The sequence below is a fragment of the Superficieibacter electus genome, from assembly GCF_002915575.1.
Classification (GTDB): Bacteria; Pseudomonadota; Gammaproteobacteria; order Enterobacterales; family Enterobacteriaceae; genus Superficieibacter; species Superficieibacter electus.
Map to the genome: position 1 here is coordinate 60831 of NZ_PQGD01000015.1, position 22496 is coordinate 83326.

Annotated in this window: 19 protein-coding genes; 9 read left to right on the top strand and 10 right to left on the bottom strand. The window is 52.9% G+C overall.

Going from position 1 to position 22496, the window contains the following annotated elements; translation table 11 throughout:
• Positions 1-68: 68 nt before the first annotated feature.
• From CHU32_RS18345 to rhaS, 5 genes are all read right to left on the bottom strand, one after another.
• A complete protein-coding gene (locus CHU32_RS18345; RefSeq protein WP_103676835.1) occupies positions 69-1187 on the bottom strand; it encodes a PTS fructose transporter subunit IIC in 1119 nt (372 codons plus the stop codon).
• Positions 1180-1494: a PTS fructose transporter subunit IIB gene (locus tag CHU32_RS18350; protein WP_103676887.1), complete on the bottom strand. Its 315-nt coding sequence runs from the start codon at positions 1492-1494 to the stop codon at positions 1180-1182. The genes CHU32_RS18345 and CHU32_RS18350 overlap by 8 nt, the downstream gene beginning before the upstream one ends.
• 11 nt (positions 1495-1505) lie before the next feature.
• Complete coding sequence (locus CHU32_RS18355; protein WP_103676834.1) at positions 1506-1958, bottom strand: hypothetical protein; 453 nt, start codon at positions 1956-1958, stop codon at positions 1506-1508.
• Positions 1959-2078: 120 nt separating this feature from the next.
• Positions 2079-2951, bottom strand: a complete 873-nt coding sequence (rhaR, locus tag CHU32_RS18360; protein WP_103676833.1) for an HTH-type transcriptional activator RhaR — start codon at positions 2949-2951, stop codon at positions 2079-2081.
• A gap of 75 nt (positions 2952-3026) precedes the next feature.
• The gene (gene rhaS / locus CHU32_RS18365; RefSeq protein WP_103676832.1) at positions 3027-3863 is read right to left on the bottom strand and encodes an HTH-type transcriptional activator RhaS; all 837 of its coding nucleotides are present in this window, start codon (positions 3861-3863) and stop codon (positions 3027-3029) included.
• A gap of 290 nt (positions 3864-4153) precedes the next feature.
• Between rhaS and rhaB the strand changes: the two genes are divergently transcribed.
• The 5 genes from rhaB to rhaM all read left to right on the top strand — a co-directional run bounded on the left by rhaB (position 4154) and on the right by rhaM (position 9822).
• Positions 4154-5623 carry a rhamnulokinase gene (gene rhaB, locus CHU32_RS18370; RefSeq protein ID WP_103676831.1) on the top strand — a complete coding sequence of 490 codons (1470 nt, stop codon included), beginning with the start codon at positions 4154-4156 and terminating at the stop codon, positions 5621-5623.
• On the top strand, positions 5620-6879 hold the full coding sequence (rhaA, locus tag CHU32_RS18375; RefSeq protein ID WP_103750905.1) for an L-rhamnose isomerase: 1260 nt from the start codon (positions 5620-5622) through the stop codon (positions 6877-6879). Before rhaB ends, rhaA begins: the two co-directional genes overlap by 4 nt.
• Positions 6880-7345: 466 nt before the next feature.
• Positions 7346-8176 carry a rhamnulose-1-phosphate aldolase gene (gene rhaD / locus CHU32_RS18380; RefSeq protein ID WP_103676829.1) on the top strand — a complete coding sequence of 277 codons (831 nt, stop codon included), beginning with the start codon at positions 7346-7348 and terminating at the stop codon, positions 8174-8176.
• A 186-nt stretch (positions 8177-8362) separates the two neighbouring features.
• Positions 8363-9511: a lactaldehyde reductase gene (fucO, locus tag CHU32_RS18385; RefSeq protein WP_103676828.1), complete on the top strand. Its 1149-nt coding sequence runs from the start codon at positions 8363-8365 to the stop codon at positions 9509-9511.
• Positions 9508-9822 carry an L-rhamnose mutarotase gene (rhaM, locus tag CHU32_RS18390; protein WP_103676827.1) on the top strand — a complete coding sequence of 105 codons (315 nt, stop codon included), beginning with the start codon at positions 9508-9510 and terminating at the stop codon, positions 9820-9822. The genes fucO and rhaM overlap by 4 nt, the downstream gene beginning before the upstream one ends.
• A 289-nt stretch (positions 9823-10111) precedes the next feature.
• On the opposite strand, the gene CHU32_RS18395 is transcribed toward rhaM, so the two are convergent.
• On the bottom strand, positions 10112-11512 hold the full coding sequence (locus CHU32_RS18395; protein WP_103676826.1) for a carbohydrate porin: 1401 nt from the start codon (positions 11510-11512) through the stop codon (positions 10112-10114).
• Positions 11513-11960: 448 nt separating this feature from the next.
• Here CHU32_RS18395 and CHU32_RS18400 point away from each other — a divergent pair, with 448 nt between their 5' ends.
• The 4 genes from CHU32_RS18400 to CHU32_RS18415 all read left to right on the top strand — a co-directional run bounded on the left by CHU32_RS18400 (position 11961) and on the right by CHU32_RS18415 (position 16763).
• Positions 11961-13271, top strand: coding sequence for a 6-phospho-beta-glucosidase (locus tag CHU32_RS18400; RefSeq protein WP_103676825.1), 1311 nt, complete (start codon positions 11961-11963; stop codon positions 13269-13271).
• Positions 13272-13307: 36 nt separating this feature from the next.
• Positions 13308-14558, top strand: a complete 1251-nt coding sequence (locus CHU32_RS18405; RefSeq protein ID WP_103676824.1) for a PTS sugar transporter subunit IIC — start codon at positions 13308-13310, stop codon at positions 14556-14558.
• Between the two features lie 155 nt (positions 14559-14713).
• Complete coding sequence (locus CHU32_RS18410; RefSeq protein ID WP_103676823.1) at positions 14714-15952, top strand: PTS sugar transporter subunit IIC; 1239 nt, start codon at positions 14714-14716, stop codon at positions 15950-15952.
• Between the two features lie 19 nt (positions 15953-15971).
• On the top strand, positions 15972-16763 hold the full coding sequence (locus CHU32_RS18415; RefSeq protein ID WP_245880239.1) for a GntR family transcriptional regulator: 792 nt from the start codon (positions 15972-15974) through the stop codon (positions 16761-16763).
• Positions 16764-16800: 37 nt separating this feature from the next.
• On the opposite strand, the gene CHU32_RS18420 is transcribed toward CHU32_RS18415, so the two are convergent.
• From CHU32_RS18420 to CHU32_RS18435, 4 genes are all read right to left on the bottom strand, one after another.
• Entirely contained in the window at positions 16801-18063 is a 1263-nt protein-coding gene (locus CHU32_RS18420; RefSeq protein WP_103676821.1) for an MFS transporter, read from the bottom strand.
• Between the two features lie 41 nt (positions 18064-18104).
• Positions 18105-20228, bottom strand: a complete 2124-nt coding sequence (locus CHU32_RS18425; protein WP_103676820.1) for an alpha-galactosidase — start codon at positions 20226-20228, stop codon at positions 18105-18107.
• A gap of 110 nt (positions 20229-20338) precedes the next feature.
• Positions 20339-21334, bottom strand: a complete 996-nt coding sequence (locus CHU32_RS18430; RefSeq protein WP_103676819.1) for a substrate-binding domain-containing protein — start codon at positions 21332-21334, stop codon at positions 20339-20341.
• A 69-nt stretch (positions 21335-21403) separates the two neighbouring features.
• On the bottom strand, positions 21404-22483 hold the full coding sequence (locus tag CHU32_RS18435; protein WP_103676818.1) for an ABC transporter ATP-binding protein: 1080 nt from the start codon (positions 22481-22483) through the stop codon (positions 21404-21406).
• Positions 22484-22496: the final 13 nt, after the last annotated feature.

Consider the following 22496-nt stretch of genomic DNA (forward strand, 5'->3'; position numbering starts at 1 on the left):
AAATACCACGGATAATTATCCGTTAATTTTCATGATTAGTGACGAACCGCCGTTAATATATCGTTATATTAACGACTGGCTTTAAATTTAGGTGCCGTCATTTCTTTTTTAATGGCTTCGCCCGGTGCATTGCGAAATACCAGCAGCGATCCACAGGCAATAATCGCGGAGCCGCAGGCGATAGAGAGAACATATATTGGCCAGTGCTCTACCGCCAGCCAGCCGTAAAACCCGGAAATGGGAGCCTGGTTCACCGCACCCAGTCCTACCGCCATTGACGCGCCGACCGCAGAGCCGATCATGTTAACCACAATGATTTTAGGATTGGACAGCGCGAAAGGAATGGCCCCTTCCGAGACGCCAATCAGCCCCATCAGCGTGGACGCCTTGCCCGCTTCACGCAGCGATTCCGGGAAGCGTTTTGCCCACAGCAGCGTGGCAACGCCCAGACCGATAGGCGGTACGATAATGGCAACCTGCGCAGCGGTATTGGGATCGTAAATTCCGGAAGCCAGGAGCGCCATCGCCGTGGTGACCGCGGCCTTATTCACCGGACCGCCGAGGTCAAAGCCCACCATGCCACCAATTACCGCGGCCAGCAGCACTTTATTGGTACCGGACATTGACAGCAGCCAGTGCTCCATACCGTGATTAAGCGCCGCCAGCGGCGTGCCAATAACAAACGCCATCACAATGCAGGTCAGCAGCGTTCCGCCGACCGGCAGGATAAAAATCGGCCCGGCCGAGGCCAGTGCTTTAGGTAATTTGATGTATGTGGTGAGCGCCCGGACGATATATCCTGCAACGAAACCAGCGGCCAGCGCCCCCAGAAAGCCGGTTCCGAGACTGCTCGCCAGTAACCCACCCACCATACCCGGCGCGATGCCCGGCTTATTGGCGAGGGCAAAACTGATATAACCTGCCACTACCGGCAGCATCAACGACAGCGCCAGCCCGCCGAAACCATCGAAGCGATGCAGGACCTGTACGACCAGGCTGGCAGCCTGTTCATGGCTGGCATCCCAGATATTATCAATGCCGTACATCGACGCACCAATACGCGCGATCCCCATAATGACTGCCCCAGCAATCACAAAAGGCAACATCCACGACACGCCGGTCATAATGGCATTTTTCACTTCCGCGCCCGCTGAAAGCTTGCCGCCTCCTCCCTGAAACTTAGCCATGCGCAACCTCCTGTTCAACGGCCTCAAAGACAGCATCCCCGAATTTAATGGGATCGGAGACGCTGCACTCCAGCTTAACCATCCCTGCAAAACGTTCTTTACCGCTGATGGCGACATCGGCGGCAATAATCACCGCATCGGCCCGCGCCAGATCCTCGTCAAGGATCTCATTCTCCGCCCCCATGCTGCCCTGGGTTTCAACTTTAACCTCGTGACCCCGTTTTTTCCCCGTCATTTCAAGCGCTTCCGCAGCCATGTAAGTATGGGCAACACCGGTCGGACATGCAGCAACACAAACAATAAACATCATTCAGCCTCTCAGGTTTGTTCAGACAAAAAAAAGCACAATGGCGAAAACGCGCATTGTGCTTTGTGGATGACACCAAATTGGCCTGCGCGATGGCAATCGGCACCGCTGGCATGGCGGCAGGCGATTAACTGGCGCAGGCTGGATATACGGAAACTAAAACGCAATTCATCGCGTTTACGGCAACATAACACGCGCTGGCAAGGCGACGGCGAAATCGCCGCGAGGCGTTGTTTGTGCCGGTGGAAGCGGGCGCGTAATGCCTGCCCGGTACAATCCCATAAACGGGACCACTCCTGCGACATTTGATAATGCGGACAGTCGGCGGAAGACAGGTCAACGTCGGCAAGATCGTCAGGTGAATTTAGCCAACAAATATCATCAAGCGCGACGTTACCTTTGTTATCTCGCGATAACAAAAAAGCAGCGGCGGATATAAACAGCAAAATGATAAGGGCTAACATTCTACCTCCATGAGTGAATGATATATTATAAAACAAAATTTCCGCAAACAAATGTGATTTATAGCACAGAGATTTATTTTAATTTTCGCCAGCGGTTTGCGAATGTTATTTCGCCTCCCGTTAATTATTCATCATATTTATATTTACCGCAGTTCCGTCGCGGCTGCGATGACGCCATTGTCCCGGTGTCATGCCTATTTCGCGGTTAAATACCACAGAAAAATAATTACTGTCCTCAAAGCCGCACTGCATGGCGATATCACCAATCAGTATTTCCGTGTGCTGCAGGAGATATTGTGCGTGGCAGATCCGCAACTGACGCAGATACTGGCTGATGGTCATCCCTGTCTGGCTGCGAAATTGCTGGCGAAGGGGACGCTCGCTGCACTGCTCCTGTTCGCAAAAGGTTTCGAGTACGAAAGGTTTATCCAGACTTCCTGCCAGCGCGGTGATCAGCTTATCCAGCAATGGCTCGCGCGACGTCGCCGATAAATTATCAGTGGTATAGCGGTGTCTTTTCAGCAGTACCACCAGCTGCGCAAAGAGCAGTTCAGCCATGTCATTGGCCTGCGCGTCATGGTGGATACTTTCATGTTCGAGCTGGGAGATGACCTGCCGGGCCTGCGTCATCCCGCTACTGCTAAGCCGCCAGTGCGCGCGCCGATCGTTTCCCTTAAGGCCAGGAATATGCGCGTCCCAGTCGACATTAAGTTTAAGCCGGTCGGGGCAGTAGATAATATTTTGCAATACCAGGTCGTTGACCGAAGCATAAGAGTGTTTGTCTTCGGCGCGGATATAAAATAGATCGCCGCGCGTAATGCGGTACGGACGGTCATTGAGGACGTGCAGGCCATTGCCGCGCCATACCAGCACCAGTTCGCAAAACTCGTGAGTATGTTCAGCAAAGACGTTTTGCGGATAGCGATCCGCAACGGCAACGGCCTGGCCGGCGCTGGTGAAAAAGTCGGCTTTACGAAGAATTAACTGGCCCACAGCAGGATCACCTCAACGACGAATGACTGGTTATTATCGTCTGACGGGTGGTTAAAAACGTTGATTGTCTTCGCGTTACTGAAGAATTTCGTCGCGCCCCTGGCGGATATCGCGCGGCGACCATGAAAACTCGCGGCGAAAAAGGGTCGAAAAATGGTTACTGTCGCCGAATCCGCAGCGATAAGCGATATCAGTGACGCTATCGTCGCTGTGCCGCAGCAGGTGACGCGCTTTAATCAGACGCAGCCGGTTCAGATAACGTTGCGGCGTCAGGCCGGTGGATTGCTTGAGCTGACGATGCAATGTCCGCAGCGACAACGAGAAACGATCTGCCAGATCGTCCCAGCACACCTCGTCGGCAAAATGATCGTCAAGCCAGGCGATCAGCTGATTCAGACGAGCGTCATTATCCTGCGCGCCTTCCGCCAGGCTGCTTTTACGCAGCAGTACCAGCAGTTGCATAAACAGCAGTTCGCGATTCGCCCGTTCCGGCGCATCCGCCGCGTCGTCTTTCGGTTCAAGCTGGCTGACAAGCTGCCGCACCTGCGTCAGCACCGTCTGATTAACGCGCCAGTGTGAAGGGTATTGACCATTCTGCTCCTGCGGCAGCAGCAGATTCAGACCGCTCAAAAACTGAAAGGCGTCCGGCGATCGGTACAGCACGTTGGTCAGACACAGGTTATCGGTGTGCTCATACAAATGACGATCGTGGTCGCGAACAAAACAGATCGTCCCGCCGCTGATGGTATAGGGCTGTCCGTTAAAAACATGAATGCCAGTACCGTGTTCGACAATCACGATTTCATGAAAGTCATGATGATGCTCCGGGAAGGCCGACTGCGGAAGACGCGGCTCGATCGCCACTGGCGAACTACCCGAAGGAAAGAAATCCACGCTGTGAAGTACGGTCATAAGAGTCGCCACCAGTGAGAAGAATTCTCATCATAGTAATTAAGGGCTCGCATTCTCATCTTGAAATTTTGACGACAAAGCATGCAAACACTGCCGATTTTTCAAGAAACGGCGGGAAAGCGTCGGAAATGCGGCGGCGGTCACATACCCGCTTTCGTGGGAAAGTGTGAGCTTTCTCACGTTCATCTTTGCTTTCTTGCCAGCGGCCAATTGCGCCTGTCAGTAGCAAGAAGGTAGAAACCAACGTCCTTTTTTAGACTGTCCGCAATGACATTAAGAAGGACCCGATCATGACTTTTCGCCATTGTGTTGCTGTCGATTTAGGTGCCTCCAGCGGGCGTGTAATGCTCGCACGCTATGACCGCAAACAACGCACCCTCGCACTGCGTGAAATGCACCGCTTCGTCAATCGTCTGCAAAAAGTGGACGGTTATGACTGTTGGGATATCGACAGTCTGGAGGCGGAAATCCGCCGTGGTCTGGAGAACGTGTGCGAGGCGGGCATCGTTATTGACAGTATCGGCGTGGATACCTGGGGCGTGGATTACGTACTGCTGAACCGCCAGGGCGAACGCGTTGGCTTGCCCATCGCCTATCGTGATAAGCGTACCGACGGGGTGATGGCGCAGGCGCTGAATGAGCTCGGTAAAGAGGAAATTTACCGCCGTAGTGGAATTCAGTTTTTGCCGTTTAACACGCTCTATCAACTACACACACTGGCCCATCAACAACCGGAGGTGACGCACGATGTCGCTCATGCGTTACTGATCCCCGACTATTTCAGCTACCGCCTTACCGGGCAAATGAACTGGGAATATACCAACGCCACTACCACACAACTGGTTAATATCAATACCGATAGCTGGGATGAAACTCTGCTGCACTGGACGGGAGCCGACGCCTCATGGTTCGGTAAACCCACGCATCCGGGCAATGTGATTGGCCACTGGACCTGCCCACAGGGTAATGCCATTCCCGTCGTGGCGGTCGCCAGTCACGATACCGCCAGCGCGGTGATTGCCGTTCCACTGGAAGGCAAAGATGCTGCGTGGATCTCCTCCGGCACCTGGTCGTTGATGGGCTTTGAGAGTAAAACACCGTATACCAGCGATCGCGCGCTGGCCGCCAATATTACCAACGAAGGCGGCGCGGAAGGCCGTTACCGGGTGCTAAAAAACATCATGGGCCTGTGGTTGCTCCAGCGGGTACTCACCGAGCAGAAGGTAACCGATCTGCCGGCGCTGATTACCCGTACTGAAAGGCTACCTGCCTGCCGCTTTGTCATTAATCCTAACGATGACCGCTTTATCAACCCGGATAACATGAGTATTGAGATCCAGGCCGCCTGTCGCGAAGCCGGACAGCCCGTTCCGCAAAGCGACGCAGAACTGGCACGCTGCATTTTCGACAGCCTCGCGATCCTGTATGCCGATGTGTTGAATGAATTGGCGTTCCTGCGCGGTAAACCGTTCAGCCAGTTGCACATTGTCGGCGGCGGTTGCCAGAACCAGTTACTTAATCAGCTTTGCGCTGACGCCTGCGGCATTACGGTGATCGCCGGACCGGTTGAAGCATCAACGCTCGGCAATATTGGCGTGCAGTTGATGACACTGGATGAACTGAGCGACGTCTCTGATTTTCGCAAGGTTGTCGTTTCTAACCACGACCTGACCACCTTTACCCCTCATCCTGATAATGAGATCGCCCGCTACGTCGCGCAGTCTCAGAACACACGACAGACAAAGGAGCTTTGCGCATGACCACTCCATTAGAACACGCCTGGGAACTCGCGAAACAGCGGTTTGCTGCTGTAGGTATTAATGTCGAGGAGGCGCTGCGCCAGCTCGATCGCCTGCCCGTCTCCATGCACTGCTGGCAGGGCGATGACGTTGCCGGTTTTGAAAACCCCGAAGGAAGTCTGACTGGCGGCATACAGGCCACAGGTAACTATCCGGGCAAAGCGCGTAATGCCGCTGAACTTCGCGCCGACCTGGAGCTGGCATTTAGCCTGATACCCGGGCCGAAACGTCTCAATCTGCACGCGATCTACCTCGAAGCTGCCGCCCCGGTTGCGCGCGATCACATCAAACCAGAACATTTCAAAAACTGGGTTGAATGGGCCAAAACTAACAAACTGGGGCTGGATTTTAACCCCTCCTGCTTTTCCCATCCGCTGAGCGCCGATGGCTTTACGCTTTCACATGCTAACCCTGAGATTCGTCAGTTCTGGATCGATCACTGCAAGGCCAGCCGCCGTGTTTCGGCCTACTTTGGCGAACAGCTTGGTACGCCGTCGGTAATGAATATCTGGGTCCCGGACGGCATGAAAGACGTTACCGTCGACCGCCTCGCGCCGCGTCAGCGCCTGCTGGAGGCGCTGGATGAGGTGATCAGCGAGAAGCTGGACCCGGCACACCATATTGATGCGGTAGAAAGCAAACTGTTCGGCATCGGCGCGGAGAGCTATACGGTCGGCTCCAACGAATTTTATATGGGCTACGCCACCAGCCGCCAGACCGCGCTGTGCCTGGACGCCGGACATTTTCATCCGACGGAGGTGATCTCCGACAAAATCTCCGCCGCCATGCTCTACGTGCCGCGCCTGCTGCTGCACGTCAGCCGCCCGGTTCGCTGGGACAGCGATCACGTGGTGCTGCTGGATGATGAAACGCAGGCCATCGCCAGCGAAATTATTCGTCATGACCTGTTTGACCGCGTGCATATCGGCCTCGACTTCTTTGATGCGTCCATTAACCGCATCGCAGCATGGGTGATTGGCACGCGCAATATGAAAAAAGCGTTGCTCCGCGCCCTGCTGGAGCCAACCGAACATCTGCGCCAGCTTGAAGAGGCGGGTGATTACACCGCGCGTCTGGCGCTGCTGGAAGAACAAAAATCACTGCCATGGCAGGCGGTGTGGGAGATGTATTGCCAGCGTCACGATACCCCGGCAGGCAGCCAGTGGCTGGATAACGTGCGCGGGTACGAAAAAGAGATTTTACGCCAGCGCGGGTGAACCTGTGCCGGATGGCGCTGCGCTTATCCGGCCTACAGTGGCCGCCACCGGGCAGGAAGGTTCAACAATCTCGCAGGCCCGGTAAGCGCGGCACCACCGGGCAGGAAGGTTTAACAATCTCGCAGGCCCGGTAAGCGCAGCGCCACCGGGCAGGAAGGCTTAACCATCTCGCAGGCCCGGTAAGCGCAGCGCCACCGGGCAGGAAGGCTTAACCGTCTCGCAGGCCCGGTAAGCGCAGCACCACCGGGCAGGAAGGCTTAACCATCTCGTAGGCCCGGTAAGCGCAGCGCCACCGGGCAGGAAGGCTTAACCATCTCGTAGGCCCGGTAAGCGCAGCGCCACCGGGCAGGAAGGTTCAACAATCTCGCAGGCCCGGTAAGCGCAGCGCCACCGGGCAGGTCAGCTCAACAGTTAACGCAGGCCTGGTAAGCAAAGCGCTACCGGGCATTTTAAGGAAAGTGAAGATATGCAGACTATTACCGATTCCTGGTTTGTCCAGGGCATGATCAAAGCCACCTCTGACGCCTGGCTGAAGGGCTGGGACGAGCGCAACGGCGGCAACCTGACGCTGCGTCTGGATGCCGCAGATATCGCGCCCTACGAAGCCGACTTCCACGCGCAGCCACGCTATATCGCGCTGAGCCAGCCGATGCCTTTACTGGCGAATACCGCGTTTATCGTCACCGGCTCCGGCAAATTCTTCCGCAACGTCCAGCTCGATCCGGCGGCCAGTCTTGGCGTAGTGAAAGTGGACAGCGACGGTGCGGGCTACCACATTTTGTGGGGACTTACCGATGAGGCCGTGCCGACCTCGGAACTGCCGGCGCACTTTCTCTCACACTGCGAGCGCATTAAGGCCACTAACGGAAAAGATCGGGTGATCATGCACTGCCATGCCACCAACCTGATTGCGCTCACTTACGTGCTGGAAAATAACAGCGCATTGATCACCCGCAAGCTATGGGAAGGCAGCACTGAATGTCTGGTGGTTTTCCCCGATGGCGTCGGCATTCTGCCATGGATGGTGCCCGGTACCGATGAAATCGGCCAGGCCACCGCGCGGGATATGCAACAGCATTCGCTGGTACTGTGGCCTTTCCATGGCGTCTTCGGCAGCGGGCCGACGCTGGATGAAACCTTCGGCCTGATCGACACCGCTGAAAAATCCGCAGAAGTGCTGGTCAAAGTGATCTCCATGGGCGGCATGAAACAGACCATCACCCGCGAAGAGCTGATTGCCCTCGGCAAACGTTTTGGCGTGACCCCGATGGCAAGCGCCCTGGAACTGTACGCTTAATATTGCCCCGCCCTGCGCATTCAGACGGGGCGCGGCTTTTATTGCAATTTTCCTCGCCCGCGTAAACGTAGTGCTACCGGGCATAAAAAACATTGCGTCATAACATCATTCAAGCTGCATCAGGACATAAGCACATGACTGGGATTTACCCCGGCAGCCTGAAGGATGTCATTAAGGAGAATGATCATGAGCTTTATGTTGGCACTTCCCAAAATCAGCCTGCATGGTGCAGGCGCAATCGGCGATATGGTTAACCTCGTTGCCGGAAAACAGTGGGGCAAAGCGCTGATCGTCACCGATGGTCAGTTGGTCAAACTCGGCCTGCTGGATAGCCTGTTTGCCGCGCTGGATGCGCATAATATGTCTTACCATCTGTTTGACGAGGTTTTCCCGAACCCGACAGAAGCACTGGTGCAACAGGGTTACAAAGCATATCAGGACGCAGAGTGCGACTACCTCATTGCCTTCGGCGGCGGTAGTCCGATTGACACCGCCAAAGCGGTGAAGATCCTGACCGCCAACCCTGGCCCCTCTACGGATTACTCCGGCGTCGGCAAAGTGAAAAATCCGGGCGTGCCGCTGGTGGCAATCAATACCACCGCCGGGACCGCAGCCGAAATGACCAGCAACGCGGTGATCATCAATAGCGAGCGTCAGGTAAAAGAAGTCATTATTGACCCAAATATCATCCCGGATATCGCTGTAGACGACGCCAGCGTGATGCTGAACATTCCCGCATCCGTGACGGCGGCAACCGGCATGGACGCCCTGACCCATGCGGTTGAAGCTTATGTTTCTGTGGGCGCGCATCCGCTGACTGACGCCAACGCGCTGGAGTCCATCCGCCTGATCGCCCAGTGGCTGCCGAAAGCAGTTGATGATGGACATAACCTGGAAGCCCGCGAGCAGATGGCGTTCGGTCAGTATCTGGCGGGAATGGCATTCAACAGCGCTGGTCTCGGACTGGTACACTCGCTGGCCCACCAGCCAGGCGCTACCCATAACCTGCCGCATGGCGTCTGCAATGCCATCCTGCTGCCCGTGGTCGAAAACTTTAACCGTCCGAACGCAATAGCTCGCTTTGCCCGCGTGGCACAGGCGATGGGAGTGGATACGCGCGGTATGAGCGATGAGGCAGCAAGCGTGGCGGCGATCGACGCCATCCGTGCCCTGAGCAAACGCGTCGGCATTCCGGCTGGCTTCAGCCAGCTCGGCGTGACAAAAGCGGACATTGAAGGCTGGCTGGACAAAGCTCTCGCTGACCCCTGTGCGCCCTGTAATCCACGCACCGCCACACGTGACGAGGTCCGTGAGCTGTATCTGGAGGCGTTATGATCCGCAAAGCCTTTGTGATGCAGGTCAATGCCCACGCGCATGAAGAGTACCAGCGCCGCCATAATCCCATCTGGCCGGAACTGGAAGCCGTATTGAAAGCGCACGGCGCGCACCACTATGCAATTTACCTTGATAAAGAACGCAACCTGCTGTTCGCCAGCGTTGAGATTGAATCGGAAGAACGCTGGAATGCGGTGGCCGGAACGGAAGTCTGCCAGCGCTGGTGGAAGCATATGCGCGACGTAATGCCTGCGAATGCGGACAACAGTCCGGTGAGCAGTGAGCTGCAAGAAGTGTTTTATCTGGCATAAAGGAAGCATGGCGTTAACGCCAGGCATCAGGCTCCACGGAATAACGCTTGCTAGCCATCAATAAAAAACGTCTGATTTATCAGGCGTTTTTTAATTATACTCGCTGTTTTATCGGGTGGCGGTTTCGCCTTACCCGGCCTACGAAAACCATCAATATCGATACGTTATGCGTAACCCGTAGGCCTGTGCAAGCGAAGCGCCGCCAGGCATAATTCCACGGTATAACGTTTGTCAGCAGTCTAAAAAAACGCCTGATAAATCAGGCGTTTTTTGCACTTCAACAATAAACTTAGAAGTAGTATTTGAAACGAACACGCGCGCCGTAACGATCGTCGTCGCTGGAAATCTCTTCGCTGCTCTGGATTTTAGAGTAGTACGCCCCCAGATAGACATTGAAGTTCTGCATATCCATTACGTTCGGGATCAGGTAAGACGCATGAACGGTGTGGATGTCATAGGTGCCTTCATCATCGATCCAGCAGTCGTTATCGCAGACCACACCGTTGAAATCGTCGATTTTGTTATGCGCGTAGATATAACCCAGCTCGAAGTTTCTCCACAGGGCGTTGGTTGCCGCAGTGAAGTCTTGTTCGTTATCTGCATCCATATAGGCGGTATTCAGGTTGAATACAATACCGTTTTCCGGATCGGATTTCAGGCCGTTCCAGGTCATGGTCAAACCGTAACCAGTACGACCGGACTGATCGACAAGATCGCCTTTTTTATCGTAATAGCCATAGGCGTTGTTAACCACGTTAGCTTCCATACCCGCCGAGAACGACAGTTCCGGCGTTGCGGCCCAGGAAACGACCGGACGCAGGTAAACGACATTTTTCTCTTTCGTCATTTCGCGGCCATGATAGGTGCGGCCATCCACACCCTGGATATTGCCGCTATCGGCATAAAGCGATGAACCATCTTCAATCAATGAGTTCAGCTCGAAGTACCAGTTATCGATCTGTTTGCTGATCAGGAAATTACCGCCCGCATCTGAACGACCACGGCCTTCTTTCATCATATAGATGTAGCCCTGACCATCGCTATAAAGATCATTGGCGGTATTACCGGAATGCTCAACAAAGGTATCCTGGTTCAGCGGGAACATATCGAAGGCTTCGAAGCGGCCTACCTTCACTTTCCAGTCATTTGTCTCGCCAAAGTGGAAGTACGCATCATCAAGGAACATGGAGCCGTACATATCGGCCAGCGGCTGAATAGAGAAGCCAGCGAAACGGCCATCGTCCAGTGTACGCATGCCGTCGAAACCGATCAGGATACGACCGTCCATATCCCACTGTTCAGTAGTATGGTCTTCGTTAAGTTTGGTCAACGTACCGCGACGGCTCTCACCGTCCATGTTGAATTCCACATCGCCGTAGATTTTGAGATCGCCATAACCGGTCAGCAACAGGTTAGGTGTAGAAGCGTTCTTTTTCGTTTCTTCTGCCGGGGTCTGCCCATTGACTGGCGTGTTACCCTGAGCGGCTTTGATTTCTTTAATTTCAGCAGCCTGTTTTACTTTTAACTGCTGAACCTGATTCTCGGCCTGGGCTGCACGATTTTCAGCGGCTTCCAGCCGTGCTTCCATTTGCTCTAAGCGCTGTTCCAGAGTCATACCCTGAGTTTTTGCAAACCCGGTGTTGGCAACCATCAATAATCCTATTGTGATTGCAAGCGTTGTTTTCTTCATTATTACCATTCCTTTTCAATGATCCATTAATTCTTAATATCTATGCTGAAGTAGAACATATATTTCTGGTGAATATTATTTTTATAATTTACCCACATTCCTGAAATCACAGCTACGGCACTGTAAAGGCAAACTCTTTTATAAAATAAAATGTGTAACCAACGCAGGCCCGTGCAGAGTATTATCAAGGTCTCCCCAAGTAAATATTGATAAATACAATAACGTGAGCAACGTAACATTATTTAACGAAAATAAATTGAACTATAAATATAAGATATCAATCGCATCAAATTAATTATTTTGTGAATGTAATAAAATTTAACCTGCGGTATTTCCTGCATTTTTCCCTCTCTTAAAATTTGTGAGCTAGCTCGCTATTTCACTGGGAATGGATTGCTATATTTTTCCCGCATCTGGCATATGCCAGTTAAAATAAGGGTGAGTCTACATGAAAAAGTTGAAAGTCGTGACGATTGGCGGTGGTTCGGGCTATACCCCTGAATTGATCGATGGTTTTATCAAACGGCACGCCGATCTTCCCGTTACAGAATACTGGTTGGTCGATATTGAAGCAGGACGCGAAAAGCTGGAAATCGTCGGCCAACTGGCGCAAAGAATGGTCAAAAAAGCCGGTATTCCTATGACGGTACACTTGACGACCGATCGGCGGGAAGCGCTTAAAGATGCAGATTTTGTCACCACCCAGATCCGTGTGGGTCAGTTAGCGGCTCGCATCAATGATGAAAAAATCCCGTTGAAATACGGCGTTCTGGGTCAGGAAACAACCGGACCAGGCGGCTTCATGAAGGCTCAGCGCACTATTCCGGTACTGCTAGACATTTGTAAGGATATGGAAGAACTATGCCCTGACGCCTGGATGATCAACTTCACCAATCCGGCGGGCATCGTGACGGAAGCCATCGCGAAATATAGCCCCATCAAGTCGCTGGGGATCTGTAGCGGGGCGAATAACATGATGATGGATGTCGCCAAAGCTTACGGCGTTGAACGCAGTGCGGTGACTGCTCGCATAATGGGCCTGAATCATCTTATTTTTGCCGATCGCATTCTCCTGAACGGTAACGATACGACCGCCGATTTCATTGAGAAACTGGCCCAGGGTACAGGCACTAATAAACTGAAAAACGTGCCGGATATTGGCCTGTCGCCCGACTTTATTCGCGCACTGAAGCTCTATCCGCTCTCCTACCTGAAGTATTTTTACCTGAACCGGGAAATGGTCGAGCATGAGCTGGAAGATCAGAAAAACGGCGGTACGCGCGGCGAGCGCTCGCTGGAAATAGAGCATGCTTTACTGGAGTTGTACAAAAACCCGGAACTGTGCGAAAAGCCAGCGGAGCTTTCCAGCCGTGGCGGCGCGTTGTATTCCGACACCGCGTGCTCAATCATCAGCTCAATCTATAACAACAAACATGAAGTCCATGTGGTTAACGTGCCGAACCAGGGAACGACGCCCGATCTGCCTGATGACGCGGTGATTGAGACCAACGCAGTAATTGACAAGCTGGGTGCCCACCCCCTGGCGTATGGTCGTCTGCCCGTACGTATTCGTGGATTGATTCAAAGTGTAAAAGCGTTTGAAGAGTTAACGGTTGAGGCGGCAGTGACTGGTAATACTGATGCCGCGCTGCTGGCGCTGGTAAATCATCCGCTGGTACCTTCGGTTGACATTGCGCGGCACATTCTTAACGACTATCTGGCGGCGAACCGTGATTTTCTGCCGCAATATGCTTTCTGAATTGATCGCAAATTGTCTCAGTAAAGGGATTTTTTTATGCAAGACTTTCTGGAAAACAAGCTACTCCCCATCTTAATGAGGATAGGTAATAACGTCATTCTGGTCGCAGTACGCGATGGGATTTCATTTACGCTGCCTTTTATTATCGCAGGCAGCGTATTTCTGATTATTGCCAACCTGCCCATTCCCGGATGGAGCGAGTTTCTTGGCCCGTATGCCGAAATGCTAAGCGTCCCGGTGCAGGCCACGTTTGGTGCGATTGGTTTGATTGCGGCGATTGGTATCAGCTATAACCTGGCAAAACGCTATAATCTGGACTGCCTGAGCTGCTGCTGTATTACCGTCGCAGTCTTCCTGCTCGCCCAGCTCGACGATGCTCATAAAATCAACGTTAACAATTTTGGTGCCGCAGGGTTGTTTTCGGCGATTATTCTTTCGGTCATCACCGTCTATATCGTCCGCTTTTTCGTGGAAAAGAAGATTTATATCCGCCTGCCAGACAGCGTGCCTCCGGCGGTACTTCAGTCTTTTATCAGCCTGGCTCCAGCGATGGCCTGCCTGACGTTGATATGGCTGATTCGGGTGGTACTCAATTTTGATATCAATGCATTTTTCACATTGATCTTAAGTCCGCTGGTAATGGGCCTGGATACGCTACCGGGGATACTCATTCTGGTGGCGCTGATATCATTACTCTGGAGCTGTGGCATTCACGGGACTAACGTTCTTTCCGGCATTACCAGCCCGATATTTCTTAAGTTCATTGCTGAGAATACCGAGGCCTATTTGCAACACCAGCCGGTACCGCACATCACCGCTGAAGGGTTTTATAACTTCTTCATTTGTACGGGGGGTTCGGGCGCAACGATGGGACTGGTACTGGCAATGTTGCTGTCCAAAAGCCGCTACTATAAATCCCTGGGGCGTATCTCCATTGGTCCGGCTATCTTTTGCATTAACGAACCGGTGATTTTTGGTGTTCCAATGGTCTTCAACCCGGTAATGATGCTGCCGTTAATCCTGACGCCAATGGTCATTTGCACCTGCTCATATCTGCTGATGCAGTTTGGCATTATTGGTCGGCCGGTGTTCCAGATCCCCTGGACCATGCCACCCATACTTAATGGTTACTTCGCCACCGGCGGCAATATTCCGGCTGCCATATGGTCTGGTTGTATGGTGATTATCTCAACGGTCATGTACTACCCCTTCTTCCGCATTCTCGAGCGTAAGCAACTGGCTACAGAAAAAGAGGAGGCTGCGGCCGCACTTACTGCTGAGGCGTAAGTCATTAACGGGAGGATTTATCCTCCCGTTGTCTGTCTGGCGTCGTTTACACGACGTAGCCCATTTGCTGCTACGCCTGACCAGGAATAAAGCTGTACCTGCCCCGATCGACGCTTGCGTGAGTTGTCACACGACGTAACTAAAGGGATATTTATATGCAAGATTTTCTGGAAAACAAAATACTACCCATTTTTATAAAAATTGGTAACAACGTCATCCTGGTTGCTGTACGTGATGGGGTTGCATTCACCATGCCATGCATTCTCGTCGGCAGTCTTTTTCTTATTATTGCTAATTTACCTATCTCCGGATGGAATGAGTTTCTGGGCAGCTATGCTGAGATAATCAGTGTCCCGGTGCAGGCAACCTTTGGCAGTATAGGTCTGGTTTCAGCTATTGGCATCAGCGTCAGCCTTGCACGGCATTACAAACTGGATGGTCTAAGCTGTAGCTGTATTACCGTAGTGGTTTTTATCCTCGCTCAGGTCGATGATAATCATAAGGTAAATGTCGATAACTTTGGCGCAACCGGATTGTTTTCAGCGATTGTGCTAGCCATTGCGACGGTTTATATCGTCCGTTTTTTCATCGTTCATAAGATTTATATTCGGCTGCCCGATAGTGTGCCTCCGGCCGTACTGCAATCTTTTATTAGTCTCGCCCCGGCAATGGTCTGTCTGACGCTTATATGGCTGGTACGTATCGTCCTGAACTTTGATCTCAACGCGTTCTTCACGATGATATTTAGCCCGTTAGTCATCGGCCTTGATACCTTACCCGGCATCTTAACCCTGATAGCGTTGATTTCGCTGTTGTGGGGTTGCGGTATTCACTCCAATCTCTTTTCCGGCATAACCACGCCGATTTTCCTGAAGTTTATCGTCGAAAATACCGAGGCGTATCTTAATCATCAACCGATTCCGCATATCACCGCCGAGTTTTATATCTCCTTTATCAGCATCGGTGGGACGGGCGCAACGCTGGGTCTGGTACTGGCGATGCTGACGTCAAAAAGCCGTTATTATAAATCGCTTGGCAAACTGTCCATTGGCCCCGCCATCTTTTGCATTAACGAGCCAGTAGTCTTCGGTGTACCGATGGTGTTTAACCCGGTGATGATGTTGCCGTTGATTATTGCTCCCATTGTAATTTGTACCGGTTCGTATCTGTTAATGCAGTTTGACATTATCGGTCGTGCCGTATTCCAGGTTCCATGGACCATGCCGCCCATTTTGAACGCCTATTTTGCTACGGGAGGTAACATCCCGGCAGCGATCTGGTCGGCCTGTATGATTGTTATTTCGATGGCAGTGTACTACCCCTTCTTTCGCGTGATGGAGCGCAAACAACTGGCAAAAGAGCGTGAGGAAGAAGCGCTTAAGGCCAGCGCCTGACGCCACTGCCCGACAGCGTATGCTTGTCGGGCAAGCGATCCCTGTTAAACTATTTGCCCGTACTCACTACAGACATGCCGACATGGCCGCTCGCTATATTCAAATAAAAAATGCAATTAAAAAACAGATCCTCAGTAATACCTGGCAGGTGGGCGAAAAAATCCCGTCAGAACGCGAGCTAGCGGCAGAGCACGGTGTTACCAGAGTTACGCTGCAAAAAGCGATGCATATGCTTGAGCAGGAAGGGTTAATTGAACGAATCCACGGCAAAGGCATGTTCGTTACCCGGGCAATTGAAGACGATGTTTTCATGCTCAACGATGGTACCAGCGATTCCGTACAGGGGTTCTCCCGCGAATTTCGTGAGCAGGCGAAAATTTCCAGCCGCCTGATTTGCCACCAGCTTTTACCTGCGGATAAAACCGTTTCCCGGCATCTGGAAATCAACGAGGGCGAACCGGTACATTTTATTCGTCGCGTACGCTTGATTGATGGCGAACCGGTTTTAGTTGAGGACTCATGGATTAACCGTAGCGTTATCCCGGTTATCCCTTCAAAAATCCTCGAGGAAGGATCGCTTTATGAATATATTGAACACACCACCAGTAAAAAAATAAAATTTTATAGTTCGGTTATCGAAGGCGATCTGTTTGGCGATGAACTGGCGGGGCTGCTTTCTATTCAACCTGGCCGCCCGATGTTAAAGGTCTCCGGCGTGACTAAACTCGAAGATGGTACGGCCTTTAACTACTCTTTTAGTTATAACCGGGCTGATAAGTTTAAAATTAAAAACAACTGGGTAGGAAAATAACCGGCCGGCAGCCGTCGCTGCCAGACGGGTACGGCTATTAATGGGCTACACAGCTGTTCACAGGGTTCATCAGCGGCTTACCGGATAAGGTAAACGCCGACAGCACCGTCATTGCCAGCACAAAGCAGCCAAGGATCATATAAGTATCCTGGAAGCCAATCCGGTCATACATATTACCTGCGAACGCCGACAGGAAAATGGCCGCCATCTGCTTGGCAAACTGGAAGCCAATCAGATAAATCGTCGCGGAAAGACGAGTATCAAAAACAGCTGTAATATATTTGAATACGCCCACCAGCAGGAACGGCACCTCCAGCGCATGCAGCATCTTCAGGGCCACGACCTCCATTGCCGTGGTGGCAAATGACGAACCCACAATACGCACCGTCATAATGAGACCCGCAATCAGCAGCGTATTTTTCGCCCCGATGCGGTTAATGATCCACGGCGAGCAGAACATAATCACCGCATTGCAAATCTCACCCGCTGTGGTAGCAAAACCGAAAGCGCGAGTGCCCGCTTCAGGGGTAGCAAAAAAGGATTTAAAAAACGTCGCGAATTGCTGGTCGAAAACGTCATAAACACAGGCGACGCCAATAACATACAGGACCAGCATCCACATTTTACACTGGCGAAACAAATTAAAGACCATCCTGGCGTTGATTTGCGGCTGGTTAGCCCCGAGGGCATCCATCACCTGCGCAGTCTGATTCTGCTGCGGTTTCGCCATCAGCAATAATAGCATCAGCAAAATAGCTGCCACCGACCCCATCCAGAATACCCATTCAGGATTGACGCTGAACAGCATGCCTGCCGTGGAGGCGCACAAACCCCAGCCCAGACAACCAAACATCCGCGCCTTGCCGTATTCAAAGTAGCTATTGCGGCTCATCCGCTCCACGTAGGCTTCCATAGCGCCGGCACCCGCCGAGAAAACAAACCCGATATAGACGCCTCCGGCCAGCGCGCCGAGCCAGATATTGGTTTTCAGTAGCGGCGCGAACACGTAGAGGAAAAAAGGCGCAAACAGGAAAAGCGCAACCGCGATCACCCACAGCAGGTTCTTTTTCAGTCCCAGCCTGTCAGAAATCACTCCAAGCACCGGTTGAAAGCTAATGGCAAACAGGGAGACGCAGGAGAAAACAATCCCGGTCTCCGTTTTGGTCAGGCCGATAATGTCGGACAGCCAGATGGGTAGAAATGGAAAACAGGTGGCCATAATAAAAAAGTAGAGAAAAACAAACAGACCAAAAATCCAGAAATTTGGATTATTTTTATGGGTACAGGCAATCGTATTCATTTTTATTCCTTATCTGTGGGCCGCCTGCGCGGCCCCGCTGATCACACGCGTTCGAATCCAATCAGAATGGCGCTTTCCGGGTCCAGCACCGGCAACGCCAGTCCCGCCTCCATAAGCCATTCGCCGCTGACCGTTTGCGGCGTCAGCATCCATTCCGGCAGCTTGCGCATGGTATGCCCACCCTCACCGGTAATACGGATATCCGGATGGTCGAGCAGCATAATGCGGTACTGCGCGTCCGCCTCCAGCCCGGCCATCCGCAACGGTGACATCAGGGTGTAATCCGGCATCGCCAGTTGGCTCACCAGCAGCAACGCCTGACGCCGATCCTGTGCGACCACCGCCTGCGCCAGCGTGGTGGCATCCGGCATATCCAGTCGCCACTGCATCCCGCTATGGATCAAAGTGCGCCATTGCTTGTACAGCGCAGCATAATGCCGGTAACCTTCACGCTCCTGCGCATCCGCGCTGACCGGGTCCAGCTCCAGCCCCATGTGGCCAAACAATGCGGTCAGGCCGCGAAACGCAATGCTGTGCTGGCGGAACGTAGCGTGGCAGTGCTTGTTGCCAATGTGCGCGCCCATGACTTCGGGCGGGAAAAAATAGCTCATGCCGCGTTGAATGGTGTTACGCTCCAGCGCGTCGTTATTGTCCGAAGGCCAGAAACGATGGCAGCGGCTCAGCACCTCATAGTCGATTCGCCCGCCGCCGGATGAGCAGGATTCAAATTCGATGTGCGGAAAACGGACGCGTAGTGTGTCCAGCAGGCGATAGTATTGACGCGTCTGCGCATCGGCAGCGGCTTTACCTTCATGGGCTGGCTGGACGATTTCGCGGTTCATATCCCACTTCACGTAGTCAATATCATGTTCGCCAAGCAACCAGCTCATACGCTCAAGCAGATAATCGAATACCTGCGGTATGTTCAGGTTCAGGACCAGTTGATGACGCCCCAACAACTGCGGATAGCCTGGCATCGCCAGTACCCAGTCAGGATGCGCACGGTATAAGTCAGCGTCAGGGTTAACCATCTCCGGCTCCACCCAGATGCCAAATTCCATGCCCTTTGTCTTAACGTGGTCAATGACCGGTTTCAGCCCCTGTGGGTACTTTTTCTCATCCAGATACCAGTCGCCCAGTGCCGCATAGTCATCGTTACGGCCTTTAAACCAGCCATCATCAATGATAAAACGCTCCACACCCAACGCCGCTGCCTCATCGGCCATCTTCATGATGTACGCCGGATCGTGGTCGAAGTAGATCCCCTCCCAGGTATTGAGATGTACCGGACGCGGTTTGTTCGCCGGGAAGCGAATGATATTTTCACGCAGATAGCGGTGGAACTGCTGGCTCATGCCATTAAGACCACATGCGGAGTAGCTGGCGTAAAGTCGTGGCGTCCACAGCGTTTCCCCTTCTTCCAGCGCCATTTCGCCCGGCAAATACAGTGCTTCGGCCTGAACGTAACGACGACCATCGGTTTTCACTTCCGCACGCAGACGGTGGTTGCCGCTCCAGCCAAGGTGAACACCCCAGACGTCGCCGTGCATTTCACTGAAAGCTGGCGTGCCGGTCATCAGCGCCGGAAAGTGTTCATGCGAACTGCGTCCGCGACGACTCTCGAGCACGAAACTGTCATGTTCAAGCGTCAGGCGATGCGGCTGAAATTCACGGGTCCAGCGACCATGAAAGGCCATCACATCGCGAGCGCGTTCGGCCACCGGCAACGTGACCGCCAGCCTGTCCACCTGCCATGCCTGCGCGCGCAGATTGGTTACACCGTGGCGCACGGTGAGTACGCCGCTACCGTCAAGATGGATTTCGCTGACCAGCCGCAGCCCCGCCAGTTCATCCTTAGCGTTAATTGTCAGCGTTTGCCCCTGCCGCTCCACGCCCACCGTTTTAAATACTGGCGAACCGTCCTGTGCCTGACGATGACCTTCAATCCCCGGTGTGCCGAATAAACCGTGTCCAGGCTCAGCCATCAGGGTTAACGGCACATCAATATCCAGCCTGCCGTTAGCGACCGGGCGAACCAGGCTTCCTGTGTTCTGCGACGAAAAGTGACGAAGATGCTTTCCCCAGTAGAGAATTTCAGCAAATGGATGTGTTTTTATCACCACATCTACGGTGGCGCTTTCAAGGCGTATTATTGAATCTTGCATTCGACATCTCCTGTTATCGGAATGTCTTACTGTTGATCCGAAACGTTTCGGTAGACAACCAAAACGTTTCGGATCTGTGATCCATCTATAGATTTAGCCGAAAAAAATGCTTACGCCGTGTCGCCGGGGATAAATTCAGGTTGCCACAATACCTGGAGGTGGGCGAGATCGTCGCCTGCAATAAGCTGGCGAACCATCGCTGCAATTTGTTTACCTACGCCCTGTCGGGTTGACTGGATCACGGCTGCCACGTCGTTTTCCACAATGCTGTCCTGCGGCAGACCATCATAGACGACCAGCGCTACGCGGTTGTCGCCCTCCAGCCTGCCCATATATGACAGCGCCATCGCCGCGCCATCACCATGGGTATTACAGTCAGTCACTATCGCGGTGGGAGGTTCGGGTAACGCCAGCAATGCCCGGGTCGCGTTATAGCCAGCGCGACGTGAAGGAGGTACCAGCCGCAACCATGCTTCTGACAGGCCCGCTTCGCGCAACGCAGTCAGGTAACCGTTACGTCGCTGGGTAATGAAAGCCTGACCGTTATTTTCGCTTAACAGCGCAATACGCTGATGACCCTGTGCAATCAGGTGGCGCGTGGCCTGATATGTTCCGGCATGGTTGTCGAAATCAAACCAGGCGTAGGGCTGCGGAAGCTGGCTGCGACCTAATGCGAGGAAAGGGAAGCCGGCACGCTGCAACTGCTCAAGACGCGGATCGTGATCCAGCGTATGAGCTACGATCAGCGTGTCAACGCGCCGACTTTGCACCATGCGCATAAAGCTGTGTTTATCGGCTTCGTCGTCATCGGCAATCAGTAGCAAATCAATTTCATCGCGCGCCAGCTCATGACTGATTTCGCCTACCATTTCCATAAAAACGTTATTGCTCAGCGGTGCGGGACGCACGGGAAATACCAGCCCTACCGCGTCGATTTTGCCCATTTTCAGACGGCGGGCAAATGTATTAGGACGGTAGCCACGCCGCTGTGCTTCCGCTTCGACGCGGGCACGTGTTTCCCGTGAAACATCATCGTATCCGTTCAACGCACGACTTACCGTGGTGACGGAAAGCTTTAATTCTTTGGCAATAGCTTTAAGTGACATAAATCCCCGGGGACAAAACGAAACCGCCGCTAGTTTCCCGCAATGCGCACGGCGCGTCTATGAGGCAACTTAATAAATGCGCTGTTCATCTTCGCCAAACATTAATAATGAATGGCTAAAGAAGCGGGCACGATATTGCGTTCCGGCGACAAGGTGTCGTCCCTGGCGGGTTTCAATCGTCAGATTTCCGCCCTGCATGCCGCGCGCCCAGGCAATTGTCTCGCTGCCCAGGTGCTCAAGCATATCAATAGTAACCAGCAGTTCACTATCCCCGGCGTCATCAAAGAGCTTGGGCCTGATCCCTAGCTTGACCAGGCTGCCCGTAGCCACCTGACTTTTGACCGGAACATGAAGTAGCGCATCGCAGAAGTCGGGTAGCCTGACGCCTACCGCGCTATCCGTTTGCGAAACCACAATTCCCGACATAAAGTTCATCCGCGGCGAACCGATAAATCCGGCAACAAATACGTTGGTCGGATTATCATAAAGCTCCAGCGGCGTTCCGACTTGTTCAATTTTACCGGCACGTAATACCACGATTTTATCGGCCAGCGTCATCGCTTCAATCTGATCGTGGGTAACATACACCGTGGTACTTTTTAATTCCCGATGCAGACGAGCAATTTCGATACGCATCTGTACCCTGAGTTCAGCGTCCAGGTTGGATAACGGTTCATCGAATAAAAAGACCTTCGGATCGCGGACAATGGCCCGACCAATGGCAACGCGTTGCCGCTGACCACCGGAAAGCGCCTTCGGTTTGCGGGTCAGGAGATGCTCAAGCTCCAGCGCTTTCGCAGCCAGCATCACTTTTTTCTCAATCTCAGCTTTATCGACGCCGGCATGCTTAAGCGCAAAGGCCATATTTTCCCGCACCGTCATATGGGGATAAAGCGCATAGGTTTGGAAAACCATCGCAATACCACGCTGCGAAGGTTCAGCGTCGTTCATACGCACACCATCAATCGTCAATTCCCCGGCGCTCAAATCCTCCAGCCCGGAAATCATTCGTAATAGCGTAGATTTCCCACATCCCGATGGCCCAACAAATACCACGAACTCGCCATCGTTAATGGTCAGATCCACACCCTTAATAATATCAATTTTACCGAAAGATTTTTTTACGCCAGTGAGTTTTACTTCAGCCATCTTCCTTTCTCCT

Excerpts from the sequence above, each read along its gene's own strand:
- CHU32_RS18345 (WP_103676835.1), bottom strand. The coding sequence starts at position 1,187 with ATGGCTAAGTTTCAGGGAGGAGGCGGCAAGCTTTCAGCGGGCGCGGAA.
- CHU32_RS18350 (WP_103676887.1), bottom strand. The coding sequence starts at position 1,494 with ATGTTTATTGTTTGTGTTGCTGCATGTCCGACCGGTGTTGCCCATACT.
- CHU32_RS18355 (WP_103676834.1), bottom strand. The coding sequence starts at position 1,958 with ATGTTAGCCCTTATCATTTTGCTGTTTATATCCGCCGCTGCTTTTTTG.
- rhaS (WP_103676832.1), bottom strand. The coding sequence starts at position 3,863 with ATGACCGTACTTCACAGCGTGGATTTCTTTCCTTCGGGTAGTTCGCCA.
- rhaB (WP_103676831.1), top strand. The coding sequence starts at position 4,154 with ATGACTTTTCGCCATTGTGTTGCTGTCGATTTAGGTGCCTCCAGCGGG.
- rhaA (WP_103750905.1), top strand. The coding sequence starts at position 5,620 with ATGACCACTCCATTAGAACACGCCTGGGAACTCGCGAAACAGCGGTTT.
- rhaD (WP_103676829.1), top strand. The coding sequence starts at position 7,346 with ATGCAGACTATTACCGATTCCTGGTTTGTCCAGGGCATGATCAAAGCC.
- fucO (WP_103676828.1), top strand. The coding sequence starts at position 8,363 with ATGAGCTTTATGTTGGCACTTCCCAAAATCAGCCTGCATGGTGCAGGC.
- rhaM (WP_103676827.1), top strand. The coding sequence starts at position 9,508 with ATGATCCGCAAAGCCTTTGTGATGCAGGTCAATGCCCACGCGCATGAA.
- CHU32_RS18395 (WP_103676826.1), bottom strand. The coding sequence starts at position 11,512 with ATGAAGAAAACAACGCTTGCAATCACAATAGGATTATTGATGGTTGCC.
- CHU32_RS18400 (WP_103676825.1), top strand. The coding sequence starts at position 11,961 with ATGAAAAAGTTGAAAGTCGTGACGATTGGCGGTGGTTCGGGCTATACC.
- CHU32_RS18405 (WP_103676824.1), top strand. The coding sequence starts at position 13,308 with ATGCAAGACTTTCTGGAAAACAAGCTACTCCCCATCTTAATGAGGATA.
- CHU32_RS18410 (WP_103676823.1), top strand. The coding sequence starts at position 14,714 with ATGCAAGATTTTCTGGAAAACAAAATACTACCCATTTTTATAAAAATT.
- CHU32_RS18415 (WP_245880239.1), top strand. The coding sequence starts at position 15,972 with ATGCTTGTCGGGCAAGCGATCCCTGTTAAACTATTTGCCCGTACTCAC.
- CHU32_RS18420 (WP_103676821.1), bottom strand. The coding sequence starts at position 18,063 with ATGAATACGATTGCCTGTACCCATAAAAATAATCCAAATTTCTGGATT.
- CHU32_RS18425 (WP_103676820.1), bottom strand. The coding sequence starts at position 20,228 with ATGCAAGATTCAATAATACGCCTTGAAAGCGCCACCGTAGATGTGGTG.
- CHU32_RS18430 (WP_103676819.1), bottom strand. The coding sequence starts at position 21,334 with ATGTCACTTAAAGCTATTGCCAAAGAATTAAAGCTTTCCGTCACCACG.
- CHU32_RS18435 (WP_103676818.1), bottom strand. The coding sequence starts at position 22,483 with ATGGCTGAAGTAAAACTCACTGGCGTAAAAAAATCTTTCGGTAAAATT.